This is a genomic window from Micromonospora trifolii, assembly GCF_050516465.1.
GTDB classification, from domain to species: Bacteria; Actinomycetota; Actinomycetes; order Mycobacteriales; family Micromonosporaceae; genus Micromonospora; species Micromonospora trifolii.
Genome location: NZ_CP191526.1, coordinates 3502386 through 3519362 on the forward strand (window position 1 = coordinate 3502386; position 16977 = coordinate 3519362).

General features: G+C 68.6%; 14 protein-coding genes. 6 read left to right on the forward strand and 8 right to left on the reverse strand.

Features of this window, described 5'->3' with window-relative positions; genetic code table 11:
* Positions 1–62: 62 nt before the first annotated feature.
* Positions 63–980, reverse strand: a complete 918-nt coding sequence (locus ACQRWP_RS16050; RefSeq protein WP_430503038.1) for an NADP-dependent oxidoreductase — start codon at positions 978–980, stop codon at positions 63–65.
* A gap of 469 nt (positions 981–1449) precedes the next feature.
* Between ACQRWP_RS16050 and msrA the strand changes: the two genes are divergently transcribed.
* Both msrA and ACQRWP_RS16060 read left to right on the forward strand, forming a co-directional pair.
* Positions 1450–1956: a peptide-methionine (S)-S-oxide reductase MsrA gene (gene msrA, locus ACQRWP_RS16055; protein ID WP_430503039.1), complete on the forward strand. Its 507-nt coding sequence runs from the start codon at positions 1450–1452 to the stop codon at positions 1954–1956.
* A gap of 253 nt (positions 1957–2209) precedes the next feature.
* The gene (locus tag ACQRWP_RS16060) at positions 2210–2866 is read left to right on the forward strand and encodes a TetR/AcrR family transcriptional regulator (protein WP_430503040.1); all 657 of its coding nucleotides are present in this window, start codon (positions 2210–2212) and stop codon (positions 2864–2866) included.
* Between the two features lie 161 nt (positions 2867–3027).
* Here the strand turns inward: ACQRWP_RS16060 and ACQRWP_RS16065 are convergent, their stop codons facing one another.
* The 5 genes from ACQRWP_RS16065 to ACQRWP_RS16085 all read right to left on the reverse strand — a co-directional run bounded on the left by ACQRWP_RS16065 (position 3028) and on the right by ACQRWP_RS16085 (position 9478).
* Positions 3028–6213 (reverse strand): penicillin acylase family protein, encoded by a 3186-nt coding sequence (locus ACQRWP_RS16065; protein ID WP_430503041.1) that lies wholly within the window; start codon positions 6211–6213, stop codon positions 3028–3030.
* 284 nt (positions 6214–6497) lie between these two features.
* Positions 6498–6863, reverse strand: coding sequence for a hypothetical protein (locus ACQRWP_RS16070; protein ID WP_430503042.1), 366 nt, complete (start codon positions 6861–6863; stop codon positions 6498–6500).
* Between the two features lie 385 nt (positions 6864–7248).
* The gene (locus ACQRWP_RS16075; RefSeq protein WP_430503043.1) at positions 7249–7737 is read right to left on the reverse strand and encodes a MarR family winged helix-turn-helix transcriptional regulator; all 489 of its coding nucleotides are present in this window, start codon (positions 7735–7737) and stop codon (positions 7249–7251) included.
* Between the two features lie 8 nt (positions 7738–7745).
* A complete protein-coding gene (locus ACQRWP_RS16080) occupies positions 7746–8993 on the reverse strand; it encodes an FAD-dependent oxidoreductase (RefSeq protein WP_430503044.1) in 1248 nt (415 codons plus the stop codon).
* Positions 8994–9085: 92 nt separating this feature from the next.
* On the reverse strand, positions 9086–9478 hold the full coding sequence (locus ACQRWP_RS16085; RefSeq protein ID WP_430503045.1) for a nuclear transport factor 2 family protein: 393 nt from the start codon (positions 9476–9478) through the stop codon (positions 9086–9088).
* Between the two features lie 492 nt (positions 9479–9970).
* Between ACQRWP_RS16085 and ACQRWP_RS16090 the strand changes: the two genes are divergently transcribed.
* Together ACQRWP_RS16090 and ACQRWP_RS16095 are read left to right on the forward strand one after the other, a co-directional pair.
* Positions 9971–12763 (forward strand): BTAD domain-containing putative transcriptional regulator, encoded by a 2793-nt coding sequence (locus ACQRWP_RS16090; RefSeq protein WP_430503046.1) that lies wholly within the window; start codon positions 9971–9973, stop codon positions 12761–12763.
* A 157-nt stretch (positions 12764–12920) separates the two neighbouring features.
* Positions 12921–13091: a hypothetical protein gene (locus tag ACQRWP_RS16095; RefSeq protein ID WP_430503047.1), complete on the forward strand. Its 171-nt coding sequence runs from the start codon at positions 12921–12923 to the stop codon at positions 13089–13091.
* Positions 13092–13587: 496 nt separating this feature from the next.
* Here the strand turns inward: ACQRWP_RS16095 and ACQRWP_RS16100 are convergent, their stop codons facing one another.
* Positions 13588–14271, reverse strand: a complete 684-nt coding sequence (locus ACQRWP_RS16100) for a DUF1801 domain-containing protein (RefSeq protein WP_430503048.1) — start codon at positions 14269–14271, stop codon at positions 13588–13590.
* Between the two features lie 6 nt (positions 14272–14277).
* Positions 14278–15213 (reverse strand): N-acetylglucosamine kinase, encoded by a 936-nt coding sequence (locus ACQRWP_RS16105; protein WP_430503049.1) that lies wholly within the window; start codon positions 15211–15213, stop codon positions 14278–14280.
* Between the two features lie 96 nt (positions 15214–15309).
* On the opposite strand from ACQRWP_RS16105, the gene ACQRWP_RS16110 reads away from it, so the two are divergent.
* Entirely contained in the window at positions 15310–16227 is a 918-nt protein-coding gene (locus ACQRWP_RS16110; RefSeq protein WP_430503050.1) for a MurR/RpiR family transcriptional regulator, read from the forward strand.
* On the forward strand, positions 16224–16973 hold the full coding sequence (locus tag ACQRWP_RS16115) for a sugar isomerase domain-containing protein (protein WP_430503051.1): 750 nt from the start codon (positions 16224–16226) through the stop codon (positions 16971–16973). The genes ACQRWP_RS16110 and ACQRWP_RS16115 overlap by 4 nt, the downstream gene beginning before the upstream one ends.
* The last annotated feature ends 4 nt before the right edge of the window (positions 16974–16977 follow it).

Sequence of the window (16977 nt, forward strand, 5' to 3'; positions counted from 1 at the left end):
AGAGCCTCCACGGAAAGCATTGCCGTGGAGGCTCTGACCACCACTGTCGCTGTCCCCGAACCCTAGGAGCGGGCGCGGATGATCGTCTTTCCGGTGATCCGCTTGGTTGGGTTGAGAGCGGCGACGGCGTCGTCGAGGTCTGCGACGTTGCCGATGTTCGTCCGCAGTCGCCCGCCTCGTACCCTCTGGACGATTTCATCCAGTTGGGCACGATCAGGCATCACGACGAAATCTATCGCCAGGCCGTCCGCGGGCCGCGCCTCGGACGGCCCGACAACGGAAACCAGTGTTCCTCCGGCTCGAATCAGGCCTGCCGACCGCTTTCCGATGTCACCGCCGATGACGTCGAAAACCAGATCGACTCCGCCGACGTCTTCCAGGGCGTCGTTGCCGAGGTCGACGAACTCGTGTACGCCGAAGTCGAGCGCGGTCTGACGATCGGCAGCGCGTCCGGTGCCGATAACGTAGGCGCCGAACTCACGTGCGAGCTGCGTCACCATCGAACCGACTGCGCCGGCCGCGCCGTGCACGAGGACGCTCTGCCCCGTCCGAAGGCGGCCGTGCTCGAATAGTCCCTGCCAGGCGGTCAGGCCAGAGACCGGCAGGCTCGCGCCCACCGCGAAGTCGACGTCGCCGGGCAGCGGCGCAAGGTTGCGCGCCTCGACGGCCACGTACTCCGCCAGGGTGCCGTCGCGGGTCCAGTCCGTGAGGCCGAACACCCGCTGTCCCACCGACAGTCCCGTCGTGCCATACCCGAGAGCGCTGACCACTCCGGCCAACTCGTGCCCGGGGATCGACGGCGTCCGGTCACGGCCGAGGCGATCGGTCCAGGTCGAGGGCCACGCCAATTCGGTCGGGACGAATCCCGACGCATGAACCTGAACGACGACGTCGTTGAGGGCCGGTTCCGGCTCAGGCCGCTCCACCAGCGTCATCCCGGCCGTTCCCGCAGCCTCGTCCGTCACCACAATCGCCTTCATCAGATACCTCCTTGTATCCAGCCCTCGGCTGCACTGGCACGAGGAGCACATTTCGGTTTCCCGGCATTGGCGACGCCAAGCCTCGGCGCCGTGGCCACACCACGCGATCGGTAGCGGTTGGGGCGAGGATGTCGCCGAGAGCGGCGGGGACGTCTGTCGAACTCGACGCCGACGGGCGAGTCCGGCACCTCGTCGCTACCGGGGGCACCCCGCCGGACATCTCGAACCTAGCTGCGGTAAAACTGGTCTGTCAAGTCCACTATTGGGACACGTGGATGCTGCTGTGGCAGGCCGTGAAGTGCCAGTTCAACCTCATCAGCGACGCAGCCATCCGACATCGGCTAGACACGCTCTACCTGGACTCTTAAGTCCATATAAGGGCGGTAGGCTGCGGGAATACAGCCGACCTGGAGAGTGTCTGTACTTGCGTGTCCAGGTCGGCTGGCACGACGACAGGCAAGGAGACGAAGTGAAGACCGAAAAGGCAATCCTCGCCGGCGGCTGCTTCTGGGGCATGGAGGAGCTGTTCCGCCGCCAACCCGGCGTCGTGTCCACGCGCGTCGGCTACAGCGGGGGCGACGTCCCGAACGCCACCTACCGCAACCACGGCACCCACGCGGAGTCCATCGAGGTCGTCTACGACACCGACAAGACCGACTTCCGCGCGCTGCTCGAGTTCTTCTACCAGATCCACGACCCTTCGACGAAGAACCGCCAAGGTAACGACATCGGCATCAGCTACCGCTCGGCGATCTTCTACACCAGCGACGAGCAGAAGCGGGTCGCCGAGGACACCATCGCCGACGTCGACGCCTCGGGCCTGTGGCCCGGCAAGGTCGTCACCGAGGTCACCGCGGCAGGCGACTTCTGGGAAGCCGAGCCTGAGCACCAGAACTACCTGCAGACCTACCCCAACGGATACACCTGCCACTTCCCCCGCCCCGGGTGGAAGCTTCCGAAGCGGGCGACGGCCTGACACCTTCGGCGCGCGGACCCCGGTCCGCGCGCCGGTCCGGGCCGAGGTGGTCCGCCCGAGAATTCTTTGCGTTTGGGACCAGATGGTCCAGACGATCTCGCACCACGATGGTCCAGCGATAGCAGTAAACCGTTCACCGGGCCGACGGAAAGTACGTCCACCCTTCACCCCCAGGTGAATGCGCCGCGACGCCGGATGGACTCCAAGGTCCCATTCCCCCTAGATCATCTGGCGCGCTGGATACACTTGACAGATGAGCGACGAGCAGGTGGCTGCGCCGACGAATAGGCGGAGGATCAGTCAACGGGGCATCGCGACGCGAGACCGGATCCTCGAGGCAGCGAACCGGCTGATGCTCGTGCGCGGAGTGAACGCGACGACCCTTGACGACATCCGCGAGGCAAGCCAGACGAGCAAGTCTCAGCTCTACCACCACTTCGCCGACAAGCAGGAACTCGTGCGCGCCTTGGTCAAATATCGAGGCGCGCTTGTGCTTCAGCGCGAACGTGCAGGGCTCGAACGACTGAGATCGTTCTCAGGACTGGTCCGGTGGCGTAACGCTCTGGTCCAGGCCAACTCGCTGAACAACGGCAAATACGGGTGCGGCCTCGGGTCGATGACTCTCGAACTGTCTGATCAGGATGAGCAGGCTCGATCGTCCCTGTCGGAGACGTTCGCGGCATGGGAAAGGATGATCAGTGATGGCCTGCACCGGATGCGTGACAGCGGCCTACTGCGCCAGGATGCCGACCCGGAGAAGTTGGCCACGGGATTGATGGCCGCCTTGCAAGGCGGCTACCTTCTGGCGAACGCCGCACACAACGTCGCACCCATGGAAGTCGCATTGGACATGGCGCTGGAGCACATCAAATCGTTCCTCGTGCAGCCGTCCGGGGAGCCAACCCACTAGTTGTCCCCCGCCGCGGAACAGGAACCGGCTCTGAGACCGCGACGGATCAGCCACAGGGTCCGGCGGCAAAGCGGCCAGAATCCTTCGAACCCCGCCTGCCGGCGTGGCACGGCGCACCGGAGGGGCTGGCGAGTGATTCTCGCCGACCCCTCCGGGCACTGTCACTTTCCGTACAGCTCGAATTCGTAGAGCGAGAACCCGTACGAGGTGGCGCGCTTGACCCCGTACACCCGCACGTAGCGGGCGGTGACTGGGGCGAAGGTGGCGTTGTCGACGCCGCCGTTGCCGGTGGTGGTGGCGAACACCGGCGTCCAGGAGGTGCCGTCGCCGGAGACCTCGATCCGGTACGAGGTGCCGTGCGCGGCTTCCCAGCGCAGCACCGCCCGGCTGACGCTGCGGGCCGCCCCGAGGTCGACCCGCAGCCACTGGTTGTCGTTGTAACTACTGGCCCACCGGCTGCCGAGGCTGCCGTCGACCGCCTTGTCCGGGGTGTGGCTGGTCAGGAACTGGGTGCTCGACGCCGTGGTCGGGCGGCCCTGTGCCAGGTTGGTGACGTCGTCGCCCCGGCGCGCCGGGAACGAGACGACCTGCTGGTAGGTGGGGCGGTTCTGCCAGGCGATCACCGGGTGGGTGATGCCGCCGAGCCCGGACTGGGCGATCGAGTCGGCACACCACTGGTCGCCGGCCCCGCAGGACTTGTCGCCCGGGTAGACCGTGGTGGCCGGCACGGCGGCGGCCTGGCCGAGCGCGTCGAGCAGGGCCTGCCGGCACGCGCCGAGGTTGCCGTTGCCGCAGTACGCGCGGCCGAGCCCACCGGCCACCGGGTCGCCGAGTACGGTCCGCAGGTCCTTGTCGACGTAGCCCCACCAGCCGTGCTGGAACGACGAGCCCTTGTGCGCCTGCCCCTGCAACGCCCAACTCGCGGCGCCGTCGCGCCCGCCGTTCTGGCCGCCGGACGGCGCCTCGTTAACCTCGATGGCGTCGACCAGCGCGGCGTAGAGGTCCGGCCCGAGGCCGGGGCGGAACTGCGCCGAGGCCAGCAGCGGCCACCAGGCGTCGAAGATCCGGATGGCGTCGGCGTGCTGGTAGACCTTGGAGCCGGGGGACGTCTCCACCCGGCGGGCCCCGGCCTGCTGCCAGGCGCGCAGCTTGCCCACCGCGTCGGCCAGCGCCGGATCCGTGACCGGAGTGCTGTCCAGCACCCGCAGCAGGTCGCCGAGAACCTGCTGGCCGCGCAGGTCGGTCACCGCCGCATCCGCCATGATCTTGACGACGTCGGCGCGGCCGAGCTTGCGCTGGGCGATCGCGGCGCGCACCGGGCCGTCGAGCAGTTGAGCCCGGTGTACGGAGCCGAAGCTGAAGTTGCCGTCGGCGGCCCCGAAGTCCCGTGCCTGCTTGTTGTTCCAGCTGACGTAGTAGTCCTGGTTGACCGACTGCGGATGCGCCGAAGCCGGGGTGTAGGTGGCGTCGTTGGTGTCCGGGTTCCAACCGGCCCACTCGTACGCCGGTTCGGCCTTGGTGGGCAGGTTCGGGTCGGCGGTGGCCGGACGGACCGGGTTCGAGCCGGAGTTGTAGTACGCCCCCTCGGTCGAGTTGACGTAGAACCAGTTGAACGCGTACCCGACGTCGGCCGCGGACGCCTGGAAGGCCGACGCGCTGCCCATCGCGGACGGGTCGTTGAAGGCCTGGAAGCCGATCGCCGAGTCAGCCTCGTGCCGGTAGGTCGAGCGCAGTTTGGTGAACGCGGTCGGCTGCCCGTTCACCAGACCCCGGTGGGCCACCAGCCCGTACTTGGTGCGCAGCGCGCGCAGTGTGTATGAGCCGGCCGGGGTGGAGTCGGCCAGCGTCGGTGACCAGGAGTTGCGCTGCTCCAGCGCCTCCATGGCGAGGCACTGCCCGTGGTAGAGGTAGCGGTTGGTGCGCAGCGTCGGGGCGGTGCCGTCGGTGGTGCACAGCGGCACCGCGTACGTGTCGGTGAGGTCCTGGGAGGCGGAGGTCGCGCTCCACGCGTAGTCCTGGCCCCGGCCGAGCAGCACGTAGAGGTTGAGCCCGGCGAACGCGGCGCCGCGAGCGCTGATGCCGGGCCCCTGCAGCTCCTGGAGCATCAACAGCTGCGGCGCGAAGTAGCCGGTCTGCGGCCCGAACACGGCCACCGGGTTGCCGGTGGTGGTGTGCCGTCCGGAGACCACTACCGCGTTGGACATGCCGTGCGCGCGCAGGTTGCTCAGGCCGCCGAGCAGTTCCTTGGTGGCGGTGCTGGTGCCGGTACGGGCGGCGGCCCCGCCGGTGGCGTCGTAGGCGAGGGGTTCGGCGACCACGGTGCCGGCGTCGGGGAGCACCGCGCTGGTCGCGCCGGGCGGCGTCGCCCCGTACGGGAAGCTCTGCCCGTCGTGCAGGGTGAGCACGGTCTCCGGGTCGTTCTGGGAGCGGAACGCCGCCCACACCCGGTCGCCCTCGGTGGCGCCGTACTTGGCGCGGGCGGCCACCCGGACCAGGGCGGACTGGATCTCGCTGCCGCCGCCCCCGCCGAAGAGCCCGCCGATCACGCCGGCGGTGGCGATCAGGTCGGTCATGGTGAAGTGCTTCGGCTTGCCGGCTCCGGCGAGCACGTACTCACCCGGGTAGTTGTCCTCGGCGATCGACCTGTCGATGTAGGCGTTGATGCCGGCGATGTAGTCGACCACGTCGGTGTAGAGCTGCTGGCCCCGGACGCCCTTGGTGCGCAGCGCGTCCACCTGGGCCTGGAGGTCCGCCTCCGTGTACGGCGAGTTGGCCCAGACGCTCTGCTCCAGCTCACGGTTGCCGGGGGCGCCGCCGGCGAACGAGGTGACGTTGCCGCGGCCGACGTGCCGCAGCAGGTCCATCACCCAGAGCCGGTCCTGGGCCCCGGCGTAGCCGGCGCCGAACATGGTGCCGGCGCGGGTGGTGCCGGTGATGTGCGGGACGCCGGTGGCCTTGTCCCGCACGATGGTGACGTCCGATCGCGGCGAGACGGTGCTCTCCACCTGCGCGGCCGGGACGCCGAACGAGGCGTCGTTGTAGAAGTGGGCGATCTGCTCGTCGGTCAGCCCGGCGTAGTTGTAGACCAGGTTCGCGTACTCGTCGAGCTGGTCACTGGAGTGCGCCGGGCGGGTGCCGAGCGCCTGGTGCGCCAGGATGGCGACCAGCGTGGCGTTGCCGTTCTGCCCAGCGGGCAGGATGTCGGCGCACTGGCCGAGGCAGTAGTCGTTGGGGGCGAACGTTGTGGCGGCCAGCGCCGGTGACGGTGGGGTCACCGTCAGGACGCTCGCGGTCAGGACGGCGGCGGTGAACGCCGCGAGTCGGTTACGGAGAGCGGGACGGGGCATGGCGATCCTCCGGGGACGCGGAGTCGGGCCGTTCGGTCACGCCCGGCTTCCGGTGCCGACGTCTCGCCCTCCGCGCCCGGGCGTTCCGCCAGGAGGTGAGAGTGACTCATATCTATCCTCGGGCAATGATCGACGTAGGACCGCCGTCCGGGATACCCGTCGTTCACCACGCGCCAATGCCGACGTTTCGCCGCCTGCGACGCGTCGTCGGCTGCACTGCCGGAACGCACTACTCAGGGGGAGATCCACCCTCGTGGTGGATCTCCCCCTGCCGCGTCACTTCGTTAACAGTCGTACACGGTGACGACGTAGCTCGTCGATAGACCGATGAAGTGCTGACCTGGCCCGAGGTCCGGCAGCTGTCGGTACCAGGGGCCACCACCGTCGGAGCGCATCTGGCTGGTGCAGTGGTTGGCCCCGGTGTACCAGCCAGCGGCGTTGGCCCAGCCGAACCACTCGTCAGTCCACTTGTTGGACGGAAGGACGGCATCGTGAGTGCCGTGCGTGTACTTGCCATCCCGAACATGGATGACGCCGAGACCACCGCCCCAGGCATTGCCGATGTAGTTGCCCGCCGCGAGGGACGCGGGAGGATGCAGCGCCGCGAAGCGGAGCATCGCCGCCTCCGCAGCCTGCTTGCTCGAGGTCACGGAAGGTTCGGACCCGGCGGGTGATGCGGAGGCCAGACTTACCGGGAGCACCATGGACAGAATCACTGCCACAACCACGGTGAACAGCCCTCGTCGCCTGATAGATCGCACAGCAGTTTCCCCGTTCTGAATAGAGATCCAACTTGCTCAAGCCCGAATTGAAACTAAAGACCTCCTCGCCTCCCGTATCGCGGCATCAAACGAACCGACAGAGAACTGAGGTATGGCGCCGAATCATGGGGCTGACCGGACGCTCAGGTCGCTCCGGCTTCGTTGAAGTGGTTGGCCCGCTGCCCGCAGTCTTGCAAGAGGATGTTGGCTAAATGTTGGTCAGAAGCTGGAGTCAGACAGCGGACCGGGAGGGTGGTCAGTCACGCGACGCCCCTCAGGCGGACCGCTGCGCGGTGTCGCCGCCGCCGAGGCTGTCCAACTCGGCGAGGTACATCGCCTGCATGCGGTCGTAATGCCGGACCAGCAGCGCGAGATCCTCTCCGCTGTAGCCCTCGATGAGCCGCTCCGCCCGCTCGGCGAACCGCTCGTACGGTCGCTCCAACTCGGCGATCCGCTCCGGCCGCAGGGCGACGATCACCCGCCGCCGGTCCGCCGGATCGCGCTCGGCCGTCACGTAGCCCGCCTGCTGGAGCCGGCGGAGCATGCTGGTCACCGCCCCGGTGGTGAGGTTGGTCCGCTCGGCGACCTGCCCCGCGGTGGCGGAACCGACGTCCGCCAGGTAGTCCAGGCACTCCAGGTCGCTCACGGTGAGGCCCAGCCGCTCCGCGATGGCGTACCGGAACACCATGGACAGCCGCGACGTCTCCCGCCCGGCGCGCATGAGGTCGGCGATCGCGGACGCACGGGCCGGCTGGTGGGACATGCCCGCAATCATGCCTCCGGTACGGTGACCCGGTGCAGCCGAGGTAACACGCGGGTCAGCACCCAGTGCGGTGCGGCCGCTCCCCCGGTCAGTCGGCGCATCAGCCCGGCGGCGGTGTCGACGGCACGGAAGGCGTAGGGCACCATCTCGTCCTGGTAGCGGGCGATCGCCTCCTCCACCGGCGCGCCGCTGGCCCGGGCCTCAACCAGCTTGTGGCCGAGCAGGGCGGCGTCGCGGAGCGCCGTGTTGCCACCGTGGGCGCCGAACGGTGGCATGACGTGCACGGCGTCGCCCATCATCGTCGCCCGGGGAACCGGCCACCGGCGCGGGCGTCGGCCGGTGGCGAAGAGGTTGAGCACCGTGGCGTCCAACTCGGCCGTGCCGACCAGCCGCCGGATGACCGGGTGGAAGTCCGCACTCATCCGGGAGGCCAGTCGCCACAGTGCCAGCAGGTCTCCGCGGACGCCGATGGGCACCTCCTCCTGCCGGAGCAACAGCCCCCACATGACGTAGTCGTAGCCGGTGGGCGCATAGCTGCCCGGGGCCAGGCGCGCGAACGCCTCCGGCGGGCTCTCGCCGAACCGCATGGAGGTGAAGAAGAAGGCGCGCCCCGGCTGGTCGGCGATGGCCAGGACCCCGCTGGTACGCAGCGCGTCCGGGATGACGCTCTCGCCGTTGCGCCGCAGGGGCGACCTGCCGTAGATGCCCGCCATCGGGGTGTTCGCCGGGTGCGCGTCCGGCATGATCTGCGCGCGCAGCGCCGAGCCGACGCCGTCCGCGCCCACGACGACGGTTGCCGTGGCGGACCCCCCGTCGGAGAACCGCAGCCGCAGCCGCGCCGGGTCACCGCTGTCCACAGCGACGGCGTTCTTGCCGTAGTGGATGCGCCCGTCCAGCCCGGACTGCAGGATCGACCGCAGGGTCAGCCGGTCGACCTGACGGGTCGCGTGCGGTTCGTCCTTGAAGGTGATGGTGAACGCGTCCCGCAGCCGGCTGTCGGTGAAGCGTAGGTGCCCGCCGGGCTCGTCGCCGGTGGTCAGCGCCAGGCTGTACAGCGAGCGGGGCAGGCTCTCGCGCAACGCCGACAGCCCGTACCTGTCGAGAATGATCCGGTAGCCCTGCCGCCGGACGAAGGGGCCCGGGTCCCGTTCGTAGACGTGCACGTCGATGCCGGCACGCATCAGGTACTGGGCGAGGCAGAGGCCGGAGAGGCCGGCACCGGCGATCGCCACCGAGAAGTCTGTCGATGTGACCATGCGATTATCTTAATGACTAAGATGATTTGGGCAAGGCCGCCAGCACGCCACGGTCCGCCAGGCCGCCCGGTCTACCGGGAGGATGGGACGCACTAACCGGCGGCGGCCTCACGCTGGATCTGCTCGAATTGAGCGGCCATCGCGGCGGCCAGGGCCTGCGCGGCGGACAGCGGACGAACCATGACCGTGAACTCGTCGATCAGGCCACTCTCGTCCAGGTGCAGGAAGTCGCAGCCCTCGATGGCGACGTCGCCCATCCGCGCCTCGAACACCAGCGCGTGATCGCGACCGTTGTCGCCGCTCAGCTCACGGACGTACCGGAAATCCTCGAACACCCGCAGCACGCCGCGCAGGATCGCCGCCGTGATTGCCTTGCCCGGATAGGGCTTGAACGCCACCGGGCTGCGAAACACCACGTTCTCGGCCAGGGCCGCCGCGACGGCATCAGGATCGCGTGCTTCAACCGCCGCGCGAAAGTCGATCACCACACCAGCGTACGGGGTTCTTTCCCGCCGCCGGAGGCGTCCACTGCTGATTTCACGGGCCGGAAGGCCCGTGGATCGGCTGCGCGAGGATCGGAAAGTCGCCAGGCCCGCTGGGGCGTTTGAGCGCTACTTTCTTACAGTGGATCCATCGTGGTCGTTGCACTGGCTTCGGGCCGGCTATGTCGAGCGAGAGCCGGTCGCAGGTGGAGGTGGTGTTCAGGTCGGTACTCCGCCACCTCCACCGACGACTCCACTGTGGCGCACTCGACCGTTCAGGCTGGCCATGGGCTTCATGGCTGGCTCTGTCATCTCGATGAACGTGCCGACCCCCGTTGGCAGGAAGTCTTTCAAGAGCATGTTGGCTCGATGTTGGCCGAAGGTCGGCGCCAGTTGTGATCCCGAATTCTTGACCTGGGGCCGCTTGGCTCGCTGAGCTAGGGCCGTCGTGCCACGACCGGAATCCCTGCCGGCTACGTCCCGAGGAGGGAATCCATGCGGTTCGAAGTCCTGGGACCCCTGCGAGCCGTCGACGCATCTGGGTCGGGGGTGCCGGCCGGCAAGCGTCAACATCAGGTGGTGCTGTCGTGCCTCCTTGCCGCCGATGGTCGAACGGTTACCGATGGCGCGTTGATGGAGATCCTGTGGGGTCATGGCCCGAGCGACAGTAAGCGCGTGGCACTACGGGTACTCGTCCATCACCTGCGTCGCAACCTGGGCACCGAATCGATCGTTCGTGCGACCGGGGGCTACCGGATGGTGCTGGACGGCCACCAGCTTGACGCGAGCGAGTTCGTGGCGCTTGTCGACAGCGCCGCACACGACGAGGCGCGGGGCCGGCTCGCCGAGGCGCGCCGGAGCTACCGGAAGGCGCTCCGGCTGTGGCGCGCGCCGGAGGCGTACCAGGGCACTGCCGACAACGAGCTTGTACGGGCAGCCGCCGACCACCTGGGCGAGCAGCGCATGATCGCCTTTGAAAGCTGCGTGGACATCGAACTCAGCTTTGGACTGCACCGCGAGTTGTGCGCCGAGCTCTCGGCTCTGGCAACGGAGAACCTGCTGCGCGAGCGTCTCCAGGCACAGCTGATGCTCGCGCTTGTCCGCAGTGACCGCCGGGCGGAGGCATTGACCACCTACGAGCGGACCCGGCGCCTGCTCGCCGACGAGCTTGGTGCGGACCCGGGCGCTCGCCTGCAACAGCTGCACACCGCGATCCTGCGCGGTCCTACGCCAGCAGGTACACCGTCCGCCGTCTCCGATGCCGTTCGGCCGATGCAGCTACCCGCCCCACCCAGCAACTTCGTCGCACGCGAGGATGAGCTTTCGGTCCTGGACAGCTTGCACAAGAGGGTCGGTCCCGGCCAACGGCTCCACGGGTCGATGATCGTCACCGGCGCCGGCGGTATGGGCAAGACAGCTCTGGTCACCCACTGGGCCCATCAACACCAGCGAGGCTTCCCCGGCGGGCAGGTCTACCTCGACCTCGACGACGACGCTCCGGCGGCGGCGGCACTGGCCAGGACCCTCATCGATCTCGGCGTCGCCCCGGACGATGTGCCGAAGCAGGCAGAGGCGCGGGCGGCGAACCTGCGCTCACTGCTGTCCAGCCGAACGGTTCTGATGGTCTTGGACAACGTGAGCACCGCGGAGCAGGCCCGGCCGTTCCTGCCCGGTAGCGGTGACAGCCTCCTGGTGATCGTCAGTCGGAATCGGCTGGACGGGCTCGTCGCCCGCGAAGGCCTTCATCTACTGGTACTCACCCCACTGCCCGTCGAGCCGGCTACCCGTCTGCTTCTGGAGACCGCCGGGATGTCCGAGCCCGCGAGTGGCGACGTCCGTACGTTGGTGGGGCTGTGCCATGGGATGCCGCTGGCCCTGCGGATCGTGGGAGCTCACCTGCGGCTGGGAGCCCAGCCAGACATCCTCGTGGCGGACCTGGAGGATGAGCGAACACGCATCGCCCGGCTCACCACCACCGACGGCGACGTCAGTGTGCACGCCGTCATCTCGGTGTCGTACCGGCGGCTGGCGACCCCGGACCGTCGGCTCCTGCGCCGCCTCGGACTGTCAGGTGCCGGTGCGACCCCGCTGGGTGCCGTCGCCGCACTGGCCGGTGTCACGTCCGGCACCGTGCTGCCCGGGCTGATCGGCAGGCTCACCGCGGTCAACCTCGTCGCCCTCGAAGGGGGACGAGTCAGCCTCCATCAGCTGACTCGCATCTTCGCTCGCGAGCAGGGCCACCGTGAGGACACGTCGGCCGATCGCGCCGACGCGGAACGGCGACTGCTGTCCTGGTACGGGCAGGCAACTGGCGAAGCACAGCAACGCATCCGGCCGACCGCAGGCGGATCCGACGGTGAGGGCGCCCCTGACCCGCTTCACCTTCTCCTCCCTGAACTGCCCGATACGGCCGCAGCCGTCCGCTGGGTCGACGCCGAGTCGGACACGATCATCAAGATGATCAGCGAGCACGCTCAGAGGCACCCTGATCTCGTCTGGCCCCTCGCCGCCCACATTCGCGGCTGGTTACAACGCCGGGCCAACCGCGACACCTGGATCGCCGTCACCGAGCGGGGGATCCGGGCCGCGGCCATGGCCGGCAGCAGTACCGGCGAGGCCACGCTGCAAGAGAGCCTGGGCGTGGCACACAGCCTCCTGCTGCACCGCGTTGAGGCCCGCGCCGCCTACCAGCGCGCCAGCGGACTGTGTCAACGTAACGGCGACCACGCCGGCCTGGCCAACGTCGAGGCGAGCCTCGGCGGGATGCTGGTCGAAAGCGGGGAGCTTGACGAAGCACTCCCACCACTGCTGCGGGCCCGGCACTCCGCGAACCTGCTGGACGACCCCGACCTCATCTTCAAGGTAGAACACAACCTCGGCCTCCTGCATCGCCGGGCTGGCCGCCAGCAGGAGGCGCTGGACTCCTACACGTCGGCGCTGGCCGCGGCCGACCGATCCGGCAACCGGGACTGGTTGTCCGCGAGCGTCCACACCAATCTCGGCCGGCTGCACTTCTTGCGCGACAACGTCGACCTGGCCGAGACCCACTACGACACCGCCGTCCGACTCGCAAGGAGCACCGGCGACCGGATGCGGGAAGCCTGGGCCCTGCACGGCTGCTCCGACGTCGCAGCAGCGCGACGAGACGTTCCCGCCGCCGTCGCGGCCATGCAGGAAGCCGTCACCATCCTCGAAACACTGGGCGATCGTCGCCTCGACGAGATGCGTGCCCGGCTGGCTGAGTTGCTCTCGGACGGCACTGTGGGACAGACAACGCCTGATCAGTAGAACTGCGTAGGTGTGGGACCTGTCCGCCGTTTGATCGAAACAGCCCAACCAGAACCCAACATTGGTTCAGCACGATCGTCCCTAACAGATGCCGCCCGCCCGGGCTGGCACCAGTTGTCGGCGTCGAGACGGTGCCGCGAAGAGGGAGGACCGAGCCTTGTCTCTGCAGAAGAAGGCCGTCGCTGTGGGCGCCGCTCTGGGCATGACCGCAGCCACACTTGCCGTGGCAGCCCCGGCCAACGCGGCGTCCAACTACATTCTCAACGGCAGCAAAATCGGCGTGGGGGTCATCCACGTTCGGGACGGCAACTACACGCGCGGAAACTAGGACACGGTCCTCGCCGCAGGCCGCCGTACGAGCGAGTTCTGGGCGAGCGCCGCCGGCTACTACATCGGCCCCGGCTACTGCGGATACGAATGGTCTCTCACCGGCGGCAGCTGGCTCCTGACCGACGACAGCCTGGACCCTGGCCAGCACTACATTCCCACCACGGAAACCATCCAAGTGGCCGCGGCGCGTTGCTGACCGGCCGATGACCACGGAGGGCGCTCAGGCTGGGACCGCGGTGGGGTGGGCTCGAAAGGCCCCACCGCGGTGGCCGCCGAACCGACCTGGACACCAGCCGCATCAGCCAGGCCGGCTCAGCGCGCCGCGGAAGTGGACGGATCGTCAGCCGCAGCCTTCGGTGGTGGACGCCGGGCCCAATCCGCAAGCCGATCACGCCCGCGGATGAACCTGAGCGGTACGTCCGCCTCCTGGTCTGCGACCGGCGATTCCGCAAAAACGACGGTGATCCGACCCTGCCGCGGCAGACACGCCGCGCCTACAGGGCCGCGGTGGTCTTGCCCAGGAAACTGGCGAGTGTGCCGTAGTCGACGTCTTGTCCTTCAGTGATGTCGACGGTCTTGCGTTCACCGTTTCCCATCGACCGCAGGAATCCCTTGACCTCGGGGATGTCCGTTGCGTTGAAGACCATGAATGAGACCTTGGACTTGGCTACCGCGATGACGGCGGCGTGTTGGCCGTTCTTGAAGTAGTGCGGCTTGCCGTACTGAAGCCGCTCCTCGACCCCTGGAATAGTCTCGTCGATCATCGCGCGTAGCTTTTCGCATACGTCGATCTGCCACGGCTGCGTCTTGTTGATGTACTGGGTGACGTCGTCGTTCACGGTCTTCCCCTTCATGGTGTTCGCCAAAATGCAGGTGCCTACCGTGCGTGTGGTGGACGAGGGGTGGAGTGCCGCTGCGCTCTCACCCTTACCGCCTGGGACCCCGGGCTCCTGATCCCACCCGGCGATTTTCTCCCCGACCGGAGCGTAGATCAGCACGACCACTTCGGAGGACCGCTGGCTCGTCCGAAGTGGTGGAAGAGCCGCGCTGGAGATCGCAGGGTGCGTCCGGACGATTTGCGACACCGCCGCGCGGGCGTACCTCGCGGGCCGCAGGTTCGGCGTCTCGATCACACCGAGGTGGAACTCCAGCCACGATCCGAACAGCGACTGCCGCACTAGCCGTCAGGAGTACATGTCGGGGCGAAGCATGCGGTGGTGCAGGCGCGCCGCCTCCTCCTGGTCGGTGATCTGACGTAGTGCGAGCCAGGCGGCCCCGATCGCCGGGTCCCCGGCGGTCGCGGCCGGGCCGGCAAGGGTGGCCAGGACTGCCGTTCGCACGGGCGTGGTGTTGGTCAGGAGGCTGCCGGCGAGCACGACGGGGCCGGCCGGTGGGCCCAACTCGCCGAGCGTGGCGACCAGTCGGGTGGCGGCCTCGGCGGTCAGCCGCTCGGCGAGGGCGTCGCCGGCCGTCGCACCGGCGCAGACCAGGGGTGCCAGCGCGGCGAATGACGCGGGTTGCTGGCGGCCGGCCCACTGCACGAGTTCGTCGCAGCTGGTCACGCCCGCCTGCGCGACGATCGTGGCTGCCAGCCCGCCGTCCGTCGTGGGACCCGACCAGGCCCGGGCGATCGAACGGACCGCCTGCAGGCCCAGCCACATGCCCGAGCCTTCGTCCCCCAGCAGCCAACCGAGGCCGTCGACGGTGCGGCTGACGCGCCGGTCGTCGATTCGGGCGGCGACCGCGCCGGTGCCGGCGATGAGCACCGCTCCCGAGGGCGCCGACGTGCCTGCCGCGAAGGCCGTCACCGCGTCGCCGACCACGGCGATCGGGCAGGTGAGCCCGCATTGGGCCCACTCGGCGGTGAAGGCCGCCGTGATCCCTGGATCCGCCATGATGCCCGCGCCGGCGATGCCTGCGACGCCGCTGCGTACGGATGCCGGGTCGTGCTCCCCCAAGGCCTCGCGCACCGCCGCGCCGATCGAGCGAGCAGCCGCCGTCCCCGCAGCCGTCGGGTTGCCCGGACCCGCCGTGCCGCGCCCCACCACGGTGCCGTCCCGGGTCGCCACGACCGCCCGGGACGCCGTGCCTCCGGCGTCAACACCCAGCACCAGAACCATGCACAAAATCGAAGCATAGAAATTTTATATTGACTAGGCGTCGATGTGGTCGTAATTTTCATGCTCATAGTTAATCGATGAAAAAGGTGATCACCAGTGACGGGTGAGAGTGGCGGGCTGTTGGTGCGGCTCCGCATGGAGGGACCCACCATGCCGGAGGCCCTGGCGAAGATCGCCGAGGCCATCCTCGACGACCCGGAGACGGCGGCGCACGCCAGCATCGTCGACCTGGCCGAACGATCCGGGACCTCCACCGCGACGGTCACCCGCTTCAGCCGGGCACTCGGCTTCAAGGGGTACGCCAACCTGCGCGTGGCCGTCGCGACCGAGACCGGGCGCGCCGAGCAGGCACGCTGGGAGACCGACATCTCCGGGGACATCGCGCCGGAGGACCCGATCGGCGGCGTCCTCGACGTGATCACCGCAGCGGACACCCGGGCCATCCAGGCGACCGCGTCCGGCCTGGACACGGCCGCTGTCGAACGGGTCGCGGCCGCGATCGCCACCGCCGGCCGAGTGGAGATCTTCGGGCTCGGCAGCAGCGGCACCGCCGGCAGCGAGATGGCGTTCCGACTCGAACGCATCCGCATCCCGGTGCGGTACCGCGCCGACACGCACACCGCCCTCACCAACGCCGCACTGCTCGGGCCCGGCGACGTGGCGATCAGCCTGTCGCACTCCGGTCGGACCCGAGAGGCGATCGAGATGCTGGCCGAGGCCGCCGATCATGGCGCGCTGACCGTGGCGGTCACCTCGTACGCCCGCTCACCACTGGCCGAGGTCGCCGACGTCGTCTTCACCACCTCGGTGCACGAGACCACGTTCCGGCTCGCGGCCCTCTCCGCGCTGCACTCGCAGTTGCTGATCCTCGACCTCATCTACGTCGCCGTCGCACAGCGCACCTACGAGCGCACCGCCGAAGCTCTCGAACTCACCGTGCGGGCCGTCGACGCACACCGGATGCCGGACACCAATGCGAACCGCAAGCGAGTACGGAAGGAAAAGCCGCTGTGACGATCACAAGCGCGGACTATGTCGAGGTCATCACCAAGACCATCGAACGTGTCGGCACCACCCAGGACGACCGGGTGGCGCAGGCCGCCGATCTGCTGACCGCGACGCTGCAGGCCGGCGGGGTGATCCAGGCGTTCGGCTGCGGACACTCCGAGGCGCTCGCCATGGAGATCGCCGGTCGGGCCGGCGGCCTCGTACCCACCAACAAGATCGCCCTACGCGACATCGTCCTGTACGGCGGCGAGCCGACGAACGTGCTCACCGACCCGCAACTCGAACGCACGCCCGACATCGCCCACCGCCTCTACGCACTCGCCCCGATCAAGCCCGACGACGCGTTCGTCATCGCCTCGAATTCCGGCGTCAACGGCGCGGTCGTGGAGATGGCACACCTGGTGAAGCAGCGCGGACACGCGCTGATCGCGATCACCTCGGTCGAGCACTCCGCCCGGGTCGAGTCGCGGCACGACAGCGGCCTCAAGCTCGCCGACCTCGCCGACGTCGTGCTCGACAACGGCGCACCGTACGGCGACGCGTCCCTCGACTACGGCGACGGCGCGGTCGGGGCCGTCTCGTCGATCACCGCAGCACTGCTGGCCCAGCAGATCGTCACCGAGGTGGTGGCACGGCTGTTGGCGCTCAACGTCACCCCGCCGGTCTATCTGTCCGACAACGTGCCGGGCGGGCGGGAGCACAACAAACTCATCGAAGCGCGGTACGCCGGGCGCATCCGGCGTACCGCATAGGGAA

Coding starts and splice junctions, on each gene's coding strand:
- ACQRWP_RS16050 (WP_430503038.1), bottom strand. CDS start 980: ATGAAGGCGATTGTGGTGACGGACGAGGCTGCGGGAACGGCCGGGATG.
- ACQRWP_RS16060 (WP_430503040.1), top strand. CDS start 2,210: ATGAGCGACGAGCAGGTGGCTGCGCCGACGAATAGGCGGAGGATCAGT.
- ACQRWP_RS16065 (WP_430503041.1), bottom strand. CDS start 6,213: ATGCCCCGTCCCGCTCTCCGTAACCGACTCGCGGCGTTCACCGCCGCC.
- ACQRWP_RS16075 (WP_430503043.1), bottom strand. CDS start 7,737: ATGTCCCACCAGCCGGCCCGTGCGTCCGCGATCGCCGACCTCATGCGC.
- ACQRWP_RS16080 (WP_430503044.1), bottom strand. CDS start 8,993: ATGGTCACATCGACAGACTTCTCGGTGGCGATCGCCGGTGCCGGCCTC.
- ACQRWP_RS16090 (WP_430503046.1), top strand. CDS start 9,971: ATGCGGTTCGAAGTCCTGGGACCCCTGCGAGCCGTCGACGCATCTGGG.
- ACQRWP_RS16105 (WP_430503049.1), bottom strand. CDS start 15,213: ATGGTTCTGGTGCTGGGTGTTGACGCCGGAGGCACGGCGTCCCGGGCG.